This window comes from Hydrogenophaga sp. (genome assembly GCF_041633695.1).
GTDB lineage: Bacteria > Pseudomonadota > Gammaproteobacteria > Burkholderiales > Burkholderiaceae_C > Hydrogenophaga.
Map to the genome: position 1 here is coordinate 1 of NZ_JBFJMY010000002.1, position 14726 is coordinate 14726.

At 63.9% G+C, this 14726-nt stretch carries 16 protein-coding genes; 9 read left to right on the top strand and 7 right to left on the bottom strand.

The window, feature by feature from the left end; genetic code table 11:
* The 9 genes from ABYB95_RS00175 to nagZ all read left to right on the top strand — a co-directional run.
* A partial coding sequence (locus tag ABYB95_RS00175; RefSeq protein WP_372656436.1) for a hypothetical protein occupies positions 1-93 on the top strand: 93 nt, incomplete at its 5' end.
* Positions 93-1070, top strand: coding sequence for a signal peptidase I (gene lepB / locus ABYB95_RS00180; protein WP_372656405.1), 978 nt, complete (start codon positions 93-95; stop codon positions 1068-1070). The genes ABYB95_RS00175 and lepB, both read left to right, overlap by 1 nt.
* Positions 1071-1110: 40 nt before the next feature.
* Entirely contained in the window at positions 1111-1458 is a 348-nt protein-coding gene (locus tag ABYB95_RS00185) for a DUF4845 domain-containing protein (protein ID WP_372656406.1), read from the top strand.
* A gap of 43 nt (positions 1459-1501) precedes the next feature.
* Positions 1502-2230, top strand: a complete 729-nt coding sequence (gene rnc / locus ABYB95_RS00190) for a ribonuclease III (protein ID WP_372656407.1) — start codon at positions 1502-1504, stop codon at positions 2228-2230.
* A 6-nt stretch (positions 2231-2236) separates the two neighbouring features.
* The gene (era, locus tag ABYB95_RS00195; RefSeq protein ID WP_372656408.1) at positions 2237-3268 is read left to right on the top strand and encodes a GTPase Era; all 1032 of its coding nucleotides are present in this window, start codon (positions 2237-2239) and stop codon (positions 3266-3268) included.
* Between the two features lie 75 nt (positions 3269-3343).
* Entirely contained in the window at positions 3344-4138 is a 795-nt protein-coding gene (gene recO, locus ABYB95_RS00200; protein WP_372656409.1) for a DNA repair protein RecO, read from the top strand.
* Positions 4135-4899, top strand: a complete 765-nt coding sequence (locus ABYB95_RS00205) for a pyridoxine 5'-phosphate synthase (RefSeq protein WP_372656410.1) — start codon at positions 4135-4137, stop codon at positions 4897-4899. Before recO ends, ABYB95_RS00205 begins: the two co-directional genes overlap by 4 nt.
* Before the next feature lie 62 nt (positions 4900-4961).
* Positions 4962-5393, top strand: coding sequence for a holo-ACP synthase (acpS, locus tag ABYB95_RS00210; protein ID WP_372656411.1), 432 nt, complete (start codon positions 4962-4964; stop codon positions 5391-5393).
* Between the two features lie 46 nt (positions 5394-5439).
* Entirely contained in the window at positions 5440-6531 is a 1092-nt protein-coding gene (gene nagZ, locus ABYB95_RS00215; protein ID WP_372656412.1) for a beta-N-acetylhexosaminidase, read from the top strand.
* A 115-nt stretch (positions 6532-6646) separates the two neighbouring features.
* Here the strand turns inward: nagZ and ABYB95_RS00220 are convergent, their stop codons facing one another.
* The 7 genes from ABYB95_RS00220 to ABYB95_RS00250 form a co-directional block, all read right to left on the bottom strand.
* Positions 6647-7321 carry an LON peptidase substrate-binding domain-containing protein gene (locus ABYB95_RS00220; RefSeq protein ID WP_372656413.1) on the bottom strand — a complete coding sequence of 225 codons (675 nt, stop codon included), beginning with the start codon at positions 7319-7321 and terminating at the stop codon, positions 6647-6649.
* Positions 7318-8196: an acetyl-CoA carboxylase, carboxyltransferase subunit beta gene (gene accD / locus ABYB95_RS00225; RefSeq protein ID WP_372656414.1), complete on the bottom strand. Its 879-nt coding sequence runs from the start codon at positions 8194-8196 to the stop codon at positions 7318-7320. Before accD ends, ABYB95_RS00220 begins: the two co-directional genes overlap by 4 nt.
* 32 nt (positions 8197-8228) lie before the next feature.
* Positions 8229-9038 (bottom strand): tryptophan synthase subunit alpha, encoded by an 810-nt coding sequence (gene trpA / locus ABYB95_RS00230; protein WP_372656415.1) that lies wholly within the window; start codon positions 9036-9038, stop codon positions 8229-8231.
* Complete coding sequence (trpB, locus tag ABYB95_RS00235) at positions 9035-10324, bottom strand: tryptophan synthase subunit beta (RefSeq protein ID WP_372656416.1); 1290 nt, start codon at positions 10322-10324, stop codon at positions 9035-9037. The genes trpA and trpB overlap by 4 nt, the downstream gene beginning before the upstream one ends.
* Positions 10325-10364: 40 nt before the next feature.
* Positions 10365-11042 (bottom strand): phosphoribosylanthranilate isomerase, encoded by a 678-nt coding sequence (locus ABYB95_RS00240; RefSeq protein WP_372656417.1) that lies wholly within the window; start codon positions 11040-11042, stop codon positions 10365-10367.
* 102 nt (positions 11043-11144) lie between these two features.
* Positions 11145-11930 carry a tRNA pseudouridine(38-40) synthase TruA gene (gene truA / locus ABYB95_RS00245; protein WP_372656418.1) on the bottom strand — a complete coding sequence of 262 codons (786 nt, stop codon included), beginning with the start codon at positions 11928-11930 and terminating at the stop codon, positions 11145-11147.
* 44 nt (positions 11931-11974) lie between these two features.
* Positions 11975-14590, bottom strand: a complete 2616-nt coding sequence (locus tag ABYB95_RS00250; protein WP_372656419.1) for a FimV/HubP family polar landmark protein — start codon at positions 14588-14590, stop codon at positions 11975-11977.
* Between the last annotated feature and the right edge of the window lie 136 nt (positions 14591-14726).

A 14726-nucleotide genomic window follows, 5' to 3' on the forward strand; every position in this document is an offset into this window, starting at 1 on the left:
AAACAGAAAGCAGGCAAGAAACGCATGAAACAGATTGGCTCGGTTGAAGTTCCCCAGGAAGCCTTCTTGGCCATTCTGCAGGTGGAGGGGTGATGCAGGCCATGATGGCTACGCTCACCGCCATGGTGTTGGCGGCGTTTGCGGGATACGCGGGGGCTTGGTACGCGGGTCTGGTTGAAGGCAACTTCGCCTTGTTGCTGATGCTGGCGGTCGTGGTGACCGGCGTGTACTGGATCGCCGACAAAGCCGTGTTTCTGCCCCAGCGCCGCAAGGCCGCGCAGCAATTGCAGCTGGAGCACGACAAACGCATCGAAGCCTTGTCCAAACAGGGCTTTCAGCAAATCGAGGGCGAGGTGGATGTCGCCAAGCAGCGTTTGCTGATGCAGCCGTGGTGGCTGGACTGGACGGCCGGCCTGTTCCCGGTGATCTTTGCGGTCTTCATCTTGCGCTCCTTTTTGTTTGAGCCGTTCAAGATTCCGTCCGGTTCGATGATTCCCACCTTGCGGATCGGGGACCTGATCCTGGTCAACAAATTCCATTACGGCGTGCGCCTGCCGGTGTTCAACCGCAAGATCTTTGCGAACCACGACCCCGAGCGGGGCGATGTCATGGTGTTTCGCTACCCGCCGCAACCCAGCCTGGATTACATCAAGCGGGTGATTGGCGTGCCGGGCGATGAAGTGGCCTATATCAACAAGCAGCTCACCATCAATGGGCAGCCGGTGCCGCACGTGCCGCAGCCGAATTTCTTCGACAGCGACAGCGTGCGGTATGCCAAACAGTTCCGTGAGACCATTGGCGAACACAGCTTCAACAGTTTGGTCAACGACGACAGCCCCGCGTTCGTGGCGGGCGCCAGCGAGTTTCCCTACCGGGACCAGTGCAACTACACCGTGGAAGGCGTGGTCTGCAAAGTGCCGCCCGGGCACTATTTCATGATGGGCGACAATCGGGACAATTCGGCCGATTCCCGGTATTGGGGCTTTGTGCCCGAGGCCAACATCGTGGGCAAAGCCTTTTTTGTCTGGATGAATTTCGGCGATCTGGGACGTATTGGATCATTTGAATAACAACGCCAGGCGGCTGGCGAAAACCTCGAGGTTATTGAACATGAAACTGAAGCAGCAACAGCGCGGCATGACCTTTTTGGGCTTGATTGTTGTGGGGGCGTTACTGGCCTATGTGGGCGTGATTGGCGCCCAGGTGGTTCCGACCTACATCGAGTTTCTCGCGGTGGAAAAGGCGGTGCAAAAAGCCGCTGTCGGCACAACGGTTGGCGAAGTGCGCAGCACGTTTGACAAGGCCGCCCAGATCGACGACATCCGGACCATCCAGGGCAAGGATCTGGAGATCGGCAAGGAGAACGACCGCGTGGTGGTTTCGTTCGACTACACGCGCGAAATCCCGTTGTTCGGCCCGGCCTACCTGGTCATGAAATACCAGGGCCGGTCAAAGTGATGCGCCAAGCTGCACAGGTCTATTTTTCGGGGCACGCTCTTTTTTGAATCCGGAACTCCCTGCGCTGCAGCAGCGCTTGAACCATACTTTTGCGAACCCGCGCCTGTTGGAGCGCGCGCTCACCCACCGCAGCTTCACCGCCGACCACAACGAACGCCTGGAGTTTCTGGGCGATTCCGTCCTCAACCTGGCCGTCTCCGGGTTGTTGTTCGAAAAGCTCAGCGATTTGCCTGAAGGCGACTTGTCTCGCGTGCGGGCCAATCTGGTCAAACAAGACACCTTGTTCGGCATTGCGTCCCGCCTGGGTTTGTCCAACGGTTTGCGTCTGGGCGATGGTGAAAAGCGCTCGGGGGGGCACAAACGGCCCTCCATCCTGGCCGACGCCTTGGAAGCCGTCATCGGCGCGGTGTATCTCGACGCCGGTTTCGAGGCCGCCGCCGCTTTGGTGCGCCGCCTGTACAGCGGCATAGAGCTCAACGCCCAGATGAGTGCGATGGGCAAAGATCCCAAGACCGAATTGCAGGAGTGGTTGCAGGCGCGCAAAATGAAGCTGCCGCTCTACCGGGTGGTCGCCACGCTCGGTGAGGCGCACAAACAGACTTTTGATGTGGAGTGCACGATCACCGAAACCGGACGCAGCGAACGGGGCATTGGTGCTTCGCGCCGCGCCGCCGAGCAGGCCGCCGCTGCGGCCATGCTGGAAGGTCTGCTTCCCCACGACACCCGCTCCCCAGCGGCCTCTACCCCGACCATTTCTGCCAAGGCACTCTGAATCCATATGTCCCGCTCTCCCAAACAAGCACCCGCGGCCATGCCGCCCAATCCCGAGCTGGATGCCATGTTGGCCCAGGCGTTGGGCAAGGGTGACGCCGTCGCCGGTGGCGCGGACGCGGCAGAAGCCGAAGACACCGCAGCACCGGTCGCCAGTGGCCCGCAGCGCTGTGGCTTTGTGGCGATTGTGGGCAAGCCCAACGTGGGCAAGTCCACGCTGCTGAATGCGCTGGTGGGCCAAAAGGTCAGCATCACCTCCAGCAAGGCGCAGACCACGCGGCACCGCATCACCGGCTTGCGCACCTTGGGTGCCACCCAGTTCATTTTTGTCGATACGCCGGGCTTTCAGACCAAACACGGCAATGCCCTGAACCGTTCGCTGAACAAGACGGTGGTGGGCGCGGTGTCCGATGTCGATCTGGTCTTGTTCGTGGTCGAGGCGGGGAAATTCAACCTGGCCGATGCCAAGGTGTTGTCCCTCATGCCCGCCGACGTACCGGTGATGCTGGTGGCCAACAAATTTGATCTGGTGCACCGGCGTGGCGAATTGGCACCCTGGTTGCGCGCCATGCAGGAGCGCCATCCGTTCGCCGAATTTGTGCCGATGTCGGCCAAGAACAGCAAGGACATCCAGCGACTCTTCGGTATTTGTGAGCAGTACCTGCCCGAACAGGCCTGGATGCACGATCCGGACGACTTGACCGACCGCAGCGAGCGCTTCATGGCCAGTGAAATGGTGCGCGAAAAACTCTTTCGCCTGACCGGCGACGAATTGCCCTATACCTCCACCGTCATCATCGACAAGTTCGAGGAAGAGGGCCGGCTCAGGCGCATCGCCGCCACCATCGTGGTCGAGCGCGATGGGCACAAGGGCATGGTGATTGGTGACAAGGGCGAGAAGCTCAAGCGCATCGGCACCGAAGCCCGGCAGGAGCTGGAAAAACTCTGGGACTGCAAGGTGTTTCTGGAGCTGTGGGTGAAGGTGCGCTCGGGCTGGGCGGACGACGATGCGCGGGTGCGGTCGTTTGGCTACGAGTGAGCCCTCGGCCCGCTGTTTGAAAAGCTGGGTTGAACACCCACCCAGCATGTTTGCACCCACCACGGAGCACCGCCGGTGAGCATCAAGCGCACCACCGAAGAGCCTGCCTTCGTGCTGCACCGCTACGACTGGAGCGAATCCAGCCTGGTGCTCGAAGTCTTCTGCCGCCACCTGGGGCGCATCGCCATTGTGGCGAAAGGTGTCAAACGCCCCACGTCCCAGTTTCGCCCGGTCTTGTTGCCGTTGCAGCCCCTGCACCTGAGTTTTTCCGGCGACGCCGAAGTGCGCACGCTCAAGGCCGCGCAGTGGCAGGGGGGCCACGTCATGCCGACCGGCGAGGCCTTGCTGTCGGGCTGTTATCTGAACGAACTGCTGATGCGCTTGTTGGCGCGCGACGACCCACACCAGCGCTTGTTCGACCACTACGCGCAGGCGGTGGAGTTGCTGGCCGAGCGGGCCGACGCGCAGCAACTGATCCTGCGTGCGTTTGAGCTGCTGCTGCTGAAAGCGGTGGGCGTGCTGCCCGACCTGGCGGCCGAAGGCAGCACCCTGGCGCTGCTGGACCCCGAGTGTGCCTATGTGCTGGCGCCCGAGAGTGGCTTGCGCCTGGCGCACGACAACGGCAGCGGCGATGGCGACCCACACGCCCTGAGCGGTGAACAATGGCAGCTGTTGCAGCTCGCGCTGGATGGTGACGCAGGCTTGATCGGCGTGTTGCGCGCCTGTGCCCCCAGCTTGCATGCCCTGCGTCCCCAGTTGCGCAGCCTGCTGCACTACCATAGCGGCGTGCGGGTGTTCCGCACCCGCCAGCTCATGCTCGATGTGCAGGCCATGACCCGCCCCCGCTCCTTACCTGTGTCCGCACCATGACGCCAGTCCCGCACCCCACCACCGCCTTGTCGGTCAACCTGAATAAAGTGGCCCTGGTCCGCAATACCCGGCATCTGGGCATTCCGTCGGTGGTTCGCGCCGCCACCCTGTGCCTGGAAGCGGGCGCCAGCGGCATCACGGTGCACCCACGACCGGACGAGCGCCACATCCGCGCCCAGGATGTGCACGATCTGGCCGCGCTGCTCAAGGCCTGGCCCGATCGGGAGTTCAACATCGAAGGCAACCCGTTCCACAACCTGATGGACTTTGTGCGCACGGTGCGCCCGCAGCAGGTCACCTTCGTGCCCGACAGCGAAGGCCAGTTCACCAGCGACCACGGCTGGCGTTTTCCCGAAGACGCCGAACGTCTGGCCCCTTTGGTGGCCGAGGCCCGGGCGCTGGGCGCCCGTGTCAGCCTGTTCATGGACCCGGACGCCGAAGCCATGGCGGCGGCCCGCGCCGTCGGCGCCGACCGCGTCGAGCTCTACACCGAACCCTTTGCCGCTGCCTGGCACACGCCGCAGCGTGCCGCCCAACTGGAGCGCTACCGGGTCGCCGCACAGGCGGCGTTGCTCGCAGGCCTGGGCGTGAACGCGGGCCACGATCTGAACCGCGACAACCTCAGTGCGTTCTTGCACACCGTGCCTGGTGTGAGCGAAGTGTCGATCGGACACGCGTTGATCGCCGATGCGCTGGAGCTGGGCTACAGCGCCACGGTGGCCGCGTATTTGCAGTGCATGGCGGGCGAGCCGCTGGCCTGACCACGGCGACCACCGCGACCACCTCGACCCGTTTCTGCGCACCGCTTCGCCCCAGGTTTTCCATGATTTATGGCATTGGCACCGATATCTGCGATATCCGCCGCATCGAAGCCACGCTGGCGCGCCAGGGTGAGCGCTTTGCGCGCAAGGTGCTGTCCGACGCCGAATACGCGGTGTGGCAGCAGCGCAGCGCGCGCTGGCCTCAACGCGGCCTGCGCTATCTGGCGACCCGGTTTTCGGCCAAAGAAGCGTTTTCCAAGGCCATTGGCCTGGGCATGCGCCTGCCCATGACCTGGCGCACCTGCGAGATCGCCAACCAGCCCAGCGGCAAGCCGGTGATCGTGCTGCATGGCGCGCTCAAAACCTGGTTTGAAGCCCAGGGCCTGCAAGCCCATGTGACCGTGACCGACGAAACCGATTACGCCGCCAGCTTTGTGGTGGTGGAACGTGGCCACGCAGGCCCTGCGGCTTCGTCCGTACCGCAGCAGCCCTGAACCTTTCACATCTCAACATACGGCCCATACGCCCCATACGCTTCTTATGCACCCACACGCGCCCTTGATCATCGATGTCGCTGGTCACAGCCTGACGGCGGCCGACCGGCGACGCTTGGCCCATCCTCTGGTGGGTGGTGCCATCTTGTTTGCGCGCAATTGGCAAGACCGCGCCCAGCTCACCCGCTTGTGTCGCCAGATCAAAGCGGTGCGGCGCGACCTGCTGATCGCGGTCGACCACGAGGGCGGGCGGGTGCAGCGTTTCCGCACCGACGGCTTCACCCACTTGCCGCCCATGGCGGCGCTGGGCGCGCTGTGGATGGCGCCCGCGAAACCCGGTGAAAACGAAGGCGGACCGGCTTTGCGCGCCAGCAACGCAGCCAGTGCCTGCGGTTATGTGCTGGGCGCCGAATTGCGCGCCTGTGGTGTCGATCTCAGCTTCACCCCGGTGCTCGACCTCGATTTCGGGGCCAGCTCGGTGATCGGCGACCGCTCTTTCGGGCGCGATCCCCGCATGGTCAGCATGCTGGCCAAGAGCTTGATGCACGGATTGCTGCAAAGTGGCATGGCCAGCTGCGGCAAACATTTTCCCGGCCACGGCTTTGTGCGTGCCGATTCGCACCTGGCCATTCCGGTCGACAAACGCAGCCTCAAGGCCATTCTGGCGGAAGACGCAGCGCCCTATGGCTGGCTCTCCACCAGCTTGCACAGCGTCATGCCGGCCCATGTGATCTACCCCAAGGTCGACAGCCGCCCAGCCGGCTTTTCGGCGCGCTGGTTGCAAGACGTGCTGCGCCAGCGCCTGGGTTTCACCGGTGCGGTGTTCAGCGACGACCTGAGCATGGCCGCTGCGCGCCAGATCGATGGACGCGAGGTGGGCTTCAGCGAAGCCGCGTTGGCCGCTCTGGGCGCGGGTTGTGACATGGTCTTGCTGTGCAACCAATCGGTGGTGGAGGGCGGTGCGCCCATCGACGAGGCCATTGATGCCCTGGCCCAGGCGCAGATCCAGGGAAGCTGGCAGGCCCAGCCCGCCAGCGAAGAGCGGCGCCTGAGCCTGTTGCCAGCCGCCCCGGCCATGCCTTGGGACGAACTCATGGTGAGCCGGGCCTATATGCAGGCCTTGTCTTTGTTGCCCTGAGCCTGTCGAGGGGCTCGCCTGAGTGTGGGTGAGGGCTTCGACAAGCTCAGCCCGAACGGATCTATAGGCGCCTGCACGGCAGAAGAAGCGTCGGCGGCGAAAGGGGACTCTTTCTCTACTTCACCACGCCCAAGCGGTCCAGCAGGTCCGACACCAGCTCCAGGCGCAGCAAGGGATTGTCCAAGGCCATCAGGCGGTGCTTGAGTTCGGCGGGCGCTGGCAAGAGTTCGACCCAGCGGTTCGCCACCCAGCCACTGTCGTCCCAGGCATAAGGCGGCTGCAGCGGCAGTTCGGCCAGGCTGCCAGGTTCGCGCTCTTGCAGGTTGTGCAGCAGTTTTTGCAGCGCGTCGCGTGTGGCGCGCAAGTCGTCGGGTACCGCCACCACCGGCTCTGGTTCGTCCAGCTGCACATCGGCGAGCCACAGACCATGGGCCATCTGGTGGCTGTGGGTGATCTGAAAACGTTGTTCGCCCCGGCAGCGAATCATCAGCAGACCGGGTTGTGGGCGTTCCAGATGCGCGATATGCGCGAGCGTGCCGACCGGAAAAAAAGACTCTTTGGCAAAACCTTCGCCCTTGGTGGACTGTTCGTCGCGCTGGCGCACTTCGCGGCCCTCGGTCAGGCACACCACGCCAAAAGGTGCGCCGGCCTTGTGGCAGCGGCTGATCATGTCGAGGTAGCGCACCTCAAAGACGCGCAAAGACAACCAGCCGCCCGGAAACAGCACGCTTTCCAGCGGAAACAAAGGCAGTTTCGATAGACCGAGCAGCTCGGTCTTGGCCTCGTTCAATCGGTGACCACCGCGTCCGCGCTTTGTCGTTGCAGCATGGCCAGCAGGTTGGCCACGGTGGCCCGCAGCTCGCGCCGGTCGCAAATGAAATCCACCGCGCCCTTGGTTTGCAAAAACTCGGCGCGCTGGAAGCCTTCGGGCAGTTTCACCCGCACCGTGTTTTCGATCACGCGCGGACCGGCAAAGCCGATCAAGGCCTTGGGTTCGGCGATCACCACGTCGCCCACAAAAGCGAAGCCCGCGCTCACGCCGCCCATGGTGGGATCGGTCAGCACGCTGATGAAGGGCAGGCCTTTTTTGGCCAGGCGCGTCAGGGCGGCATTGGTCTTGGCCATTTGCATGAGCGAGAGCAGGCCTTCTTGCATGCGCGCACCGCCCGTGGCCGTGAAGCACAGAAAAGGCACTTTCTGTTCGATCGCGGTTTCAACGCCGCGCACAAAGCGCTCGCCCACCACCGAACCCATGCTGCCGCCCATGAAGTCGAATTCAAAGCAGGCCGCCACCAGGCTGATGCCCAGCACCGATCCACCCACGACCACCAGCGCATCGGTCTCGCCCGTGGTTTCCAGCGCTTCTTTCAGTCGCTCGGGGTATTTCCGGCTGTCCTTGAACTTCAAGGGGTCGATGGGCAGCACTTCTTGTCCGAGTTCGTAGCGGCCTTCGGCATCGAGAAAAGCGTTCAGGCGCGGCCGGGCACCAATGCGGTGGTGGTGGCTGCAGTGCGGACACACGTTCTGGTTTTTTTCCAGATCGTTTTTGTACAGCACGGCCTCGCAACTGGGGCATTTGATCCACAAGCCCTCGGGCACGCTGCGCCGCTCGGTGGGATTGGTGGGCGTGATTTTGGGGGGCAGTAATTTTTCGAGCCAGGACATGCAGTCTCCTTGCTGTTGCGTCGGTTTCGGGATTATGCGTCGAGCGCTTTTCGTATCGTGCGCAGAAAATGGGCTGCCACACCGATCACGCGCTCGTGGGGCTCGTCCTCAATCAGCTGGATGATCTTGCTGCCAATCACCACGGCGTCGGCGCTCTTGCCCACGGCCCGTGCGGTCTCTGCATCGCGGATACCAAAACCCACGCCCACGGGCACGCTCACATGGGCCCGGATGCGCGGCAGCATGGCTTCAACCTGGCCGACGTCCAAGGTACCGGCACCGGTCACGCCTTTGAGCGAGACGTAGTAGACGTAACCGCTGGCGACACGGGCCACCTGCGCCATGCGCTCTTCGGTGGAGGTGGGGGCGAGCAGAAAAATCAGATCCATGTCATGGGCGCGCAGGTCGGCGGCAAAGGCCTCGCATTCTTCGGGCGGGTAGTCCACCACCAGCACACCGTCCACGCCCGCAGCGGCGGCGTCGCGCACAAAGGCCTGGGCGCCGTGCTTCTGGTCGTAGCGTTCCAAGGGATTGGCATAACCCATCAGCACCACCGGTGTGGTCTGGTTGCGTTCGCGAAAGCTTTTCACCATCGCCAGCACCTGGGTCAGGCCAATGCCCAGGGCCAGGGCGCGATCACCCGCCTTCTGGATCACCGGACCGTCGGCCGAAGGGTCTGAAAACGGAACGCCGAGTTCGATGATGTCGGCCCCGCCTTCCACCATGCCGTGCATCAGGTCGGGTGTGATCTGCGCATAGGGAAAACCCGCCGTGACATAGGGAATCAGGGCTTTGCGCCCCTGGGCTTTCAGGGCGCCCATGGTTGTTTCGATGCGGCTCATTTTTTGATGGAAATGGTTGCAGGCTCGGCACTGCCTTTGACGGTCTGGCCTTTGCAGCTGGGACGGCAATAAAAATCGGCTTTGGACAGGTCGGCCACGGTCCCGATGTCTTTGTCGCCACGGCCGGAGAGGTTGACCAGGATGGACTGGTCGGGGCGCATGGTTTTGGCCAGCTGCATGGCATAGGCCACGGCGTGACTGGATTCCAGCGCCGGGATGATGCCTTCGGTGCGGCACAGGTAGTGAAAGGCCTCCAGCGCTTCGGCGTCGGTGATACCGACATATTCGGCGCGGCCGATGTCTTTCAGGAACGCGTGCTCGGGGCCGACACCGGGGTAGTCCAGGCCGGCACTCACACTGTGGGTTTCGGTCACCTGGCCGTTGTCGTCTTGCAGCACATAGGTGCGGTTGCCGTGCAACACGCCGGGGCTGCCCTTTTGCAACGAGGCCGAATGCTTGCCGCTGTCCATGCCTTCGCCGGCCGCTTCAACACCGATCAGGCGCGTGGCGGTGTGGTCGATGTAGGGGTAGAAGATGCCCATGGCGTTGCTGCCGCCACCCACACAGGCCACCACCGCGTCGGGCTGGTCGCCCTGGCAGCCAGCGGCGTGCAGCATCTCGGGCATTTGCACCAAGCACTCGTTGCCGATCACGCTCTGGAAGTCGCGCACCATCATGGGGTAGGGGTGCGGGCCGGCCACGGTGCCGATGATGTAGAAGGTGTTGTCCACGTTGGCCACCCAGTCGCGCATGGCCTCGTTGAGCGCGTCTTTCAGCGTTTTGCTGCCGCTTTCCACCGGCACCACCGTGGCGCCGAGCAGCTTCATGCGGTAGACGTTCGGGCTTTGGCGCTTCACGTCTTCGCTGCCCATATAGACCACGCATTCCAGGCCGTAGCGTGCGCAAATGGTCGCGGTGGCCACGCCATGCTGGCCGGCACCGGTTTCGGCGATCACGCGCGGCTTGCCCATGCGCTTGGCGAGCATGGCCTGGCCGATGGTGTTGTTCACCTTGTGCGCGCCCGTGTGGTTCAAATCCTCGCGCTTGAGGAAAATCTGCGCGCCGCCCATTTCTCGGCTGGTGCGCGCGGCGTGGTAGACCGGGCTTGGGCGGCCCACGAAATGGGCCAGTTCGCTCTTGAATTCCGCGATGAACTCGGGGTCGTTCTGGTAGCGGGCGTAGGCGGCTTTCAGTTCGTCAATGGCGTGTGTGAGCGTTTCGCTCACGAAACTGCCGCCGTAGATGCCGAAATGGCCCCGGGCGTCGGGTTGTTGGTAAGTTGGCATGGGGTGTCCGAATGGTCCGGTCAGCACCCTGTGTGGGGCGTCAGGCCGAACGGGAAATGAGGGCGTCGGCCGCTTTGACGGCTGCGACGAACTGGTGAATTTTCTCGGGGTCCTTGATGCCTTTGGCATGTTCGACCCCGGAACTCACATCAACGGCCCAAGGCCGTACCCGCGAAATGCCTTCGCTCACGTTTGCAGCGTCGAGTCCACCAGACAAGACGAGGCGAAAGCTGGCGTTTAGAAGCGGGTGTGACCAATTGAATGCTGCCCAGTCGAAGGATTGACCACCGCCACCGTAACCTTCGACGTGGGCGTCGAGCAAGATGGCTTGGGCGGTCGAGAAGTCTTGGGCGTATTTTAGAAGATCAAAGCCCGACCCGGCTGGGCCGGCGGGAATTCGCGCTGCCCGCAGAAAGGGGCGACCGAAGGCCGCGCAGGCCTCTGGGGTTTCGTCACCATGAAACTGCAGCAGCGCGTTGGGCAGCAACTGGCAGGCCTCGTGTACGGACTGCGCTGGTTCGTTGACGAACAGCAGCACCGGTGTGACAAAAGGCGGCAGCTGGCGCGCCAGCTGGGCGGCGCGCTGGGCCGTGACAGCACGTGGGCTCTTGGGGTACAGCACAAAGCCGATCGCGTCGGCACCCGCCTGAACGGCTGCGACGAGGTCTTCTTCGCGGGTCAGACCACAAATTTTGATGCGGGTGCGGTGGGCGTTCATGGTGGGCAGAGTGGGCGGGACCCGCTGATCCGGACTGCGGGCGGCCGCCTAGAAATGGGGTGGACCCGGTAGGCGCCACGCCGAAAACAGAGTGAGTAGGCCCTAGGGCAACCAGTCGAAGGCGGCGGTACGGGTGGGCAGTTGCCACTCGGGATCGTACACCGGCCCCAGAAAATACAGGCCGTCAGGGGAAAAGGTCGGGGCGGCGATGTCGCGCCGCCGCGCCTGCAGCACCGTCTGCATCCAGGACACGGGCTGCGCCCCGCTGCCCACGGCCAATAGACAGCCCATGATGTTGCGGATCATGTGGTGCAAAAAGGCGTTGGCCTCGAACTCGAACCGCCAGTACGGGCCTCTTTGCACGATGTCGACGCGCAGCAGGTTTTTCACCGGTGAGTGGGACTGGCATTGTGCGGCGCGAAAGGACGTGAAGTCGTGCTCGCCGATCAGCAGATCGGCCGCCTGCCGCATCGGCTCCAGCGCCAGCGGCCGAAAATACCAACCCACCCGGCCCGCGTCGACGCTGGGTCGAACCGGCGACTCCAGCAGGACGTAGGCGTAGCGCCGCGAACGCGCCAGCGCGCGGGCGTGGAAGGCGTCGGGCACCTGGCGCGCCCATTGCACGGCGATGTCGGCTGGCAGGTAGCGGTTGGTGCCGCGTACCCAGGCGCTCTCGGGTCGCAGCGCCGGGGTGTCGAAGTGCACCACCTGCATCAAGCCGTGCACGCCCGAGTCGGTTCGGCCTGCGCACAAGGTCTTGACTTCGTCCTGTGTGGTGAACAGGCTCAGCGCGCGCTCCAGACGGTCTTGCACCGTCTGGCCGCTGGCCTGGCTTTGCCAGCCCTGGTAGGCACCCCCGTTGTAGCTGATGCCCAGCGCGATTCGCAAGGGTGCTCGGATTCGACTGGGTGACGCGGCAGCGGTGCTGACGCTCAGGCCAGATCGGCCAGGAACGCGTTGGCCTTGGCTTTCAGCGTGCCGCTGGCCTCGGACAACACCTCTTCGGCCAACGAACGCGCGCCTTCCATGTCACCGATGGCGCGGAACTCTTCGGCCAGAGAGAGCTTGGTGCTGAGCGGATTTTCTTCCGTGAGCGACTCGTCGTCCTCGGCCGCCATCGGCTCGCCAAGATCCAGATTGATGTCGTTGAGGTCGATGGACATCAACTCAGGCGCATCGGCCGCCGCCGTGGCATGCGGCTTCGGACTGTCGCCGCTGGACGGTACATCCAGATCAAAATCGGGCAGCACTTCATCGGCATCGAAGGTCGCGATCTCGGCGTCGTCCACTTTGGTTGGCGCGGCTGCCGCTGGGGCGGCCGTGAGCGGCATGGGCTGCGAGGGAAAGTTGAGCTCGAACTCCATCGCCATGGACGATGGTCCCTCTGCGTTTTGGCTGGCCGAAGCTTCTGTCAGCGCCTGCAGTGTATTGAGGTCCTCGCGCAGATCGGCGGGTACGCTCAATGCCGACAAATCGGAGTCTGCGCTGTCGAACGCCATGGCGTCTTTGCCGGCTGCGGCGACTGGCCCTGCATCGGTGCCGAAATCGAGGTCCAGATCCAGATCCAGCGGTCCGTCCGCAACCGCTTGGCCTGGACCGGTGTGCTGCGTCAGGGTGCTGCTGCCAAAGGGAACCGTGGCCTGGTCTGCGCCGCTGCTGCCGCCTTTGACCGCTGGAGCGCCGCCCGGTTGGTACAGGGGGTTGTTGGGATCCAGTTCCTTGCCCAGTTCACAAGCGTGTTGCCACTCGGGACCCTGGCCTTGCGTCAGGCCATAGGCCTCGATCGCCACCACCTCAAAGGCCTTGGCATCGCGGCGCTTGGCGTAGATTTCCAGCAGCTTGTTGTAGATGGCGACCCGGGTGGGCGTGCTGCGCATCGCCTCTTTGAGAATTTCTTCGGCTTGCAGATCGCGTCCATAGGCCAGGTACACGTCGGCCTCGGCGACCGGGTCCACGTCGCCCGCTGCATCGAGCTGGCTGGGTGAATACACCATGGACGAACCCGACGCGGCGGCTTCGTTGGTGTCGATGCGCTGACCACCGCTGGAGCCAAAGAAGGAGTCGGGTTGCAGGCGGCTTTCCAGGAAAGAGCTGTCAACGCCCGCTCCCTTTTTGCGCTGGCGCAGGCGAAACAGGCCAAAGCCCGCCAACAAGGCGAGCAGACCGCCTGCGATCGGGAGGGTCAGCGGATGGTCGCGCAGTTTTTCCACCAGCGAAGGATCTTCGACCGCAGGCGGGGTGGGAATGGGGGGTGTTGCGCTGGCCGCAGGCGCGGCCACGGTTTCTTGTGCGGTCGTTGCGGTGGCCTCGGGTGTGGTGGTCGCCGTGGCGGTGTCTGCGGGCGGCGCCGTGACCGCCGGTACGGTCAGTGCCGTTTCACTGGTCGGGCTTGCTTGCGTGGGCAAGCTGGGTGCCGCGCTCGACTGGGCTGCGGTGCTGGTGCCCAGCTTGGCCAGCTCTTCGATGTTGCGCGACAGTTCGGCAGCGCGGGTGGATGTGTCTTGCGCTTGGCGCTCTTGGGCAATTTGAGCTTCCGGCGCGGATTGTGCAGGGGTGGCCCCTTTGGATAGGGTCAGCTTGTCCTGGGTGGGCGCGGTCGGCTTCTTGTCTTCGATTTCGGTTTGGACCCGGCCCTTGTCTTGTCGATCGGCTGCAGCTACCGAAGCGGCGGGCGCGGCACCGGCCAAGCGGCGGCGGAAATCGTTGAAATCCCGGCTCTGGGCCGAAACGATCTGCCGCGCTTCCCCCGCCGAGACGCTATTGGTCTGCGCGGCGCCAGGCAAGTCGATCACGGCGCCTGCCTTGATCAGGTTGACGTTGCCGTCGATGAACGCGTTGGGATTTGCCCGCAGCATGGCGACCAGCATCTGGTCCAGCGAGGCATTGGCCGGCAAGTTCGCCGCCGCAATGCGCCCGGCGGTGTCGCCGGCCCGCACGCGCACTTGCTGGGGACTGGATTCCGCCGCAGGCGCACGCACAGGGGCGGCCGGTTTAGGTGCAGGGCGCTCGGCCATGGCGGTGGGCGGCACCACCGGGCGAGGGGCCGGTGCCAGCGCACGGGGCGGTTCGACGCTGGCGGCAGGGGCGAGTGGGCGCGGGACGGCGGGTGCGGGCGCCGTGCCCGCATTGAGCGGTGCTGGTGTGGCTGCGCGCAGATTGGGTGGATCGAACAGCATCGTGTAGTCACGAACGATGCGGCCGGACGCCCAGTTGGCTTCGAGAATCAGGTCCATGAACGGTTCGTTCACGGGTCGGGTGCTGGTGATACGCAGGAACGAGCGGCCATTGCTGCGCTTTTGCAGGCTGATCTGCACATTGCCCAAGGCGGGGTTGAATTCCATGCCGGCGGCGCGAAAGGCCTCGCCAGAAGCCACCGACACCTTCAGGGAAGAGGCTTCATCGGCGGTGATCTCGGGCACATCGACTTCGGCCCGAAGCGGTTCGCCCAACGCGGACTGCACCACGATACGACCCAAGGCCATCGCATGGGCGCGGTCGGGTTGTGCCAGCCCGGCGCAAATCAGCACCGCCGCAGCGACCGCATGCATCCTTGAAAGCGTCCGAGAACGGGCCGTCACGGCAAGGGCAAGGGTCTGTTCTTTGGGGGTTTGGCAGGAGTTGGATGGCACTTGGACCTCGACGTAAAAAACCGAGAATTGACCTTAACATCAACGTATTACGGTG

What these genes read in the sequence shown, in the direction of transcription:
- acpS (WP_372656411.1), top strand. Translation starts at nt 4,962, where the DNA reads ATGATTTATGGCATTGGCACCGATATCTGCGATATCCGCCGCATCGAA.
- era (WP_372656408.1), top strand. Translation starts at nt 2,237, where the DNA reads ATGTCCCGCTCTCCCAAACAAGCACCCGCGGCCATGCCGCCCAATCCC.
- ABYB95_RS00205 (WP_372656410.1), top strand. Translation starts at nt 4,135, where the DNA reads ATGACGCCAGTCCCGCACCCCACCACCGCCTTGTCGGTCAACCTGAAT.
- ABYB95_RS00240 (WP_372656417.1), bottom strand. Translation starts at nt 11,042, where the DNA reads ATGAACGCCCACCGCACCCGCATCAAAATTTGTGGTCTGACCCGCGAA.
- trpB (WP_372656416.1), bottom strand. Translation starts at nt 10,324, where the DNA reads ATGCCAACTTACCAACAACCCGACGCCCGGGGCCATTTCGGCATCTAC.
- lepB (WP_372656405.1), top strand. Translation starts at nt 93, where the DNA reads ATGCAGGCCATGATGGCTACGCTCACCGCCATGGTGTTGGCGGCGTTT.
- ABYB95_RS00250 (WP_372656419.1), bottom strand. Translation starts at nt 14,590, where the DNA reads ATGCATGCGGTCGCTGCGGCGGTGCTGATTTGCGCCGGGCTGGCACAA.
- nagZ (WP_372656412.1), top strand. Translation starts at nt 5,440, where the DNA reads ATGCACCCACACGCGCCCTTGATCATCGATGTCGCTGGTCACAGCCTG.
- accD (WP_372656414.1), bottom strand. Translation starts at nt 8,196, where the DNA reads ATGTCCTGGCTCGAAAAATTACTGCCCCCCAAAATCACGCCCACCAAT.
- trpA (WP_372656415.1), bottom strand. Translation starts at nt 9,038, where the DNA reads ATGAGCCGCATCGAAACAACCATGGGCGCCCTGAAAGCCCAGGGGCGC.
- ABYB95_RS00185 (WP_372656406.1), top strand. Translation starts at nt 1,111, where the DNA reads ATGAAACTGAAGCAGCAACAGCGCGGCATGACCTTTTTGGGCTTGATT.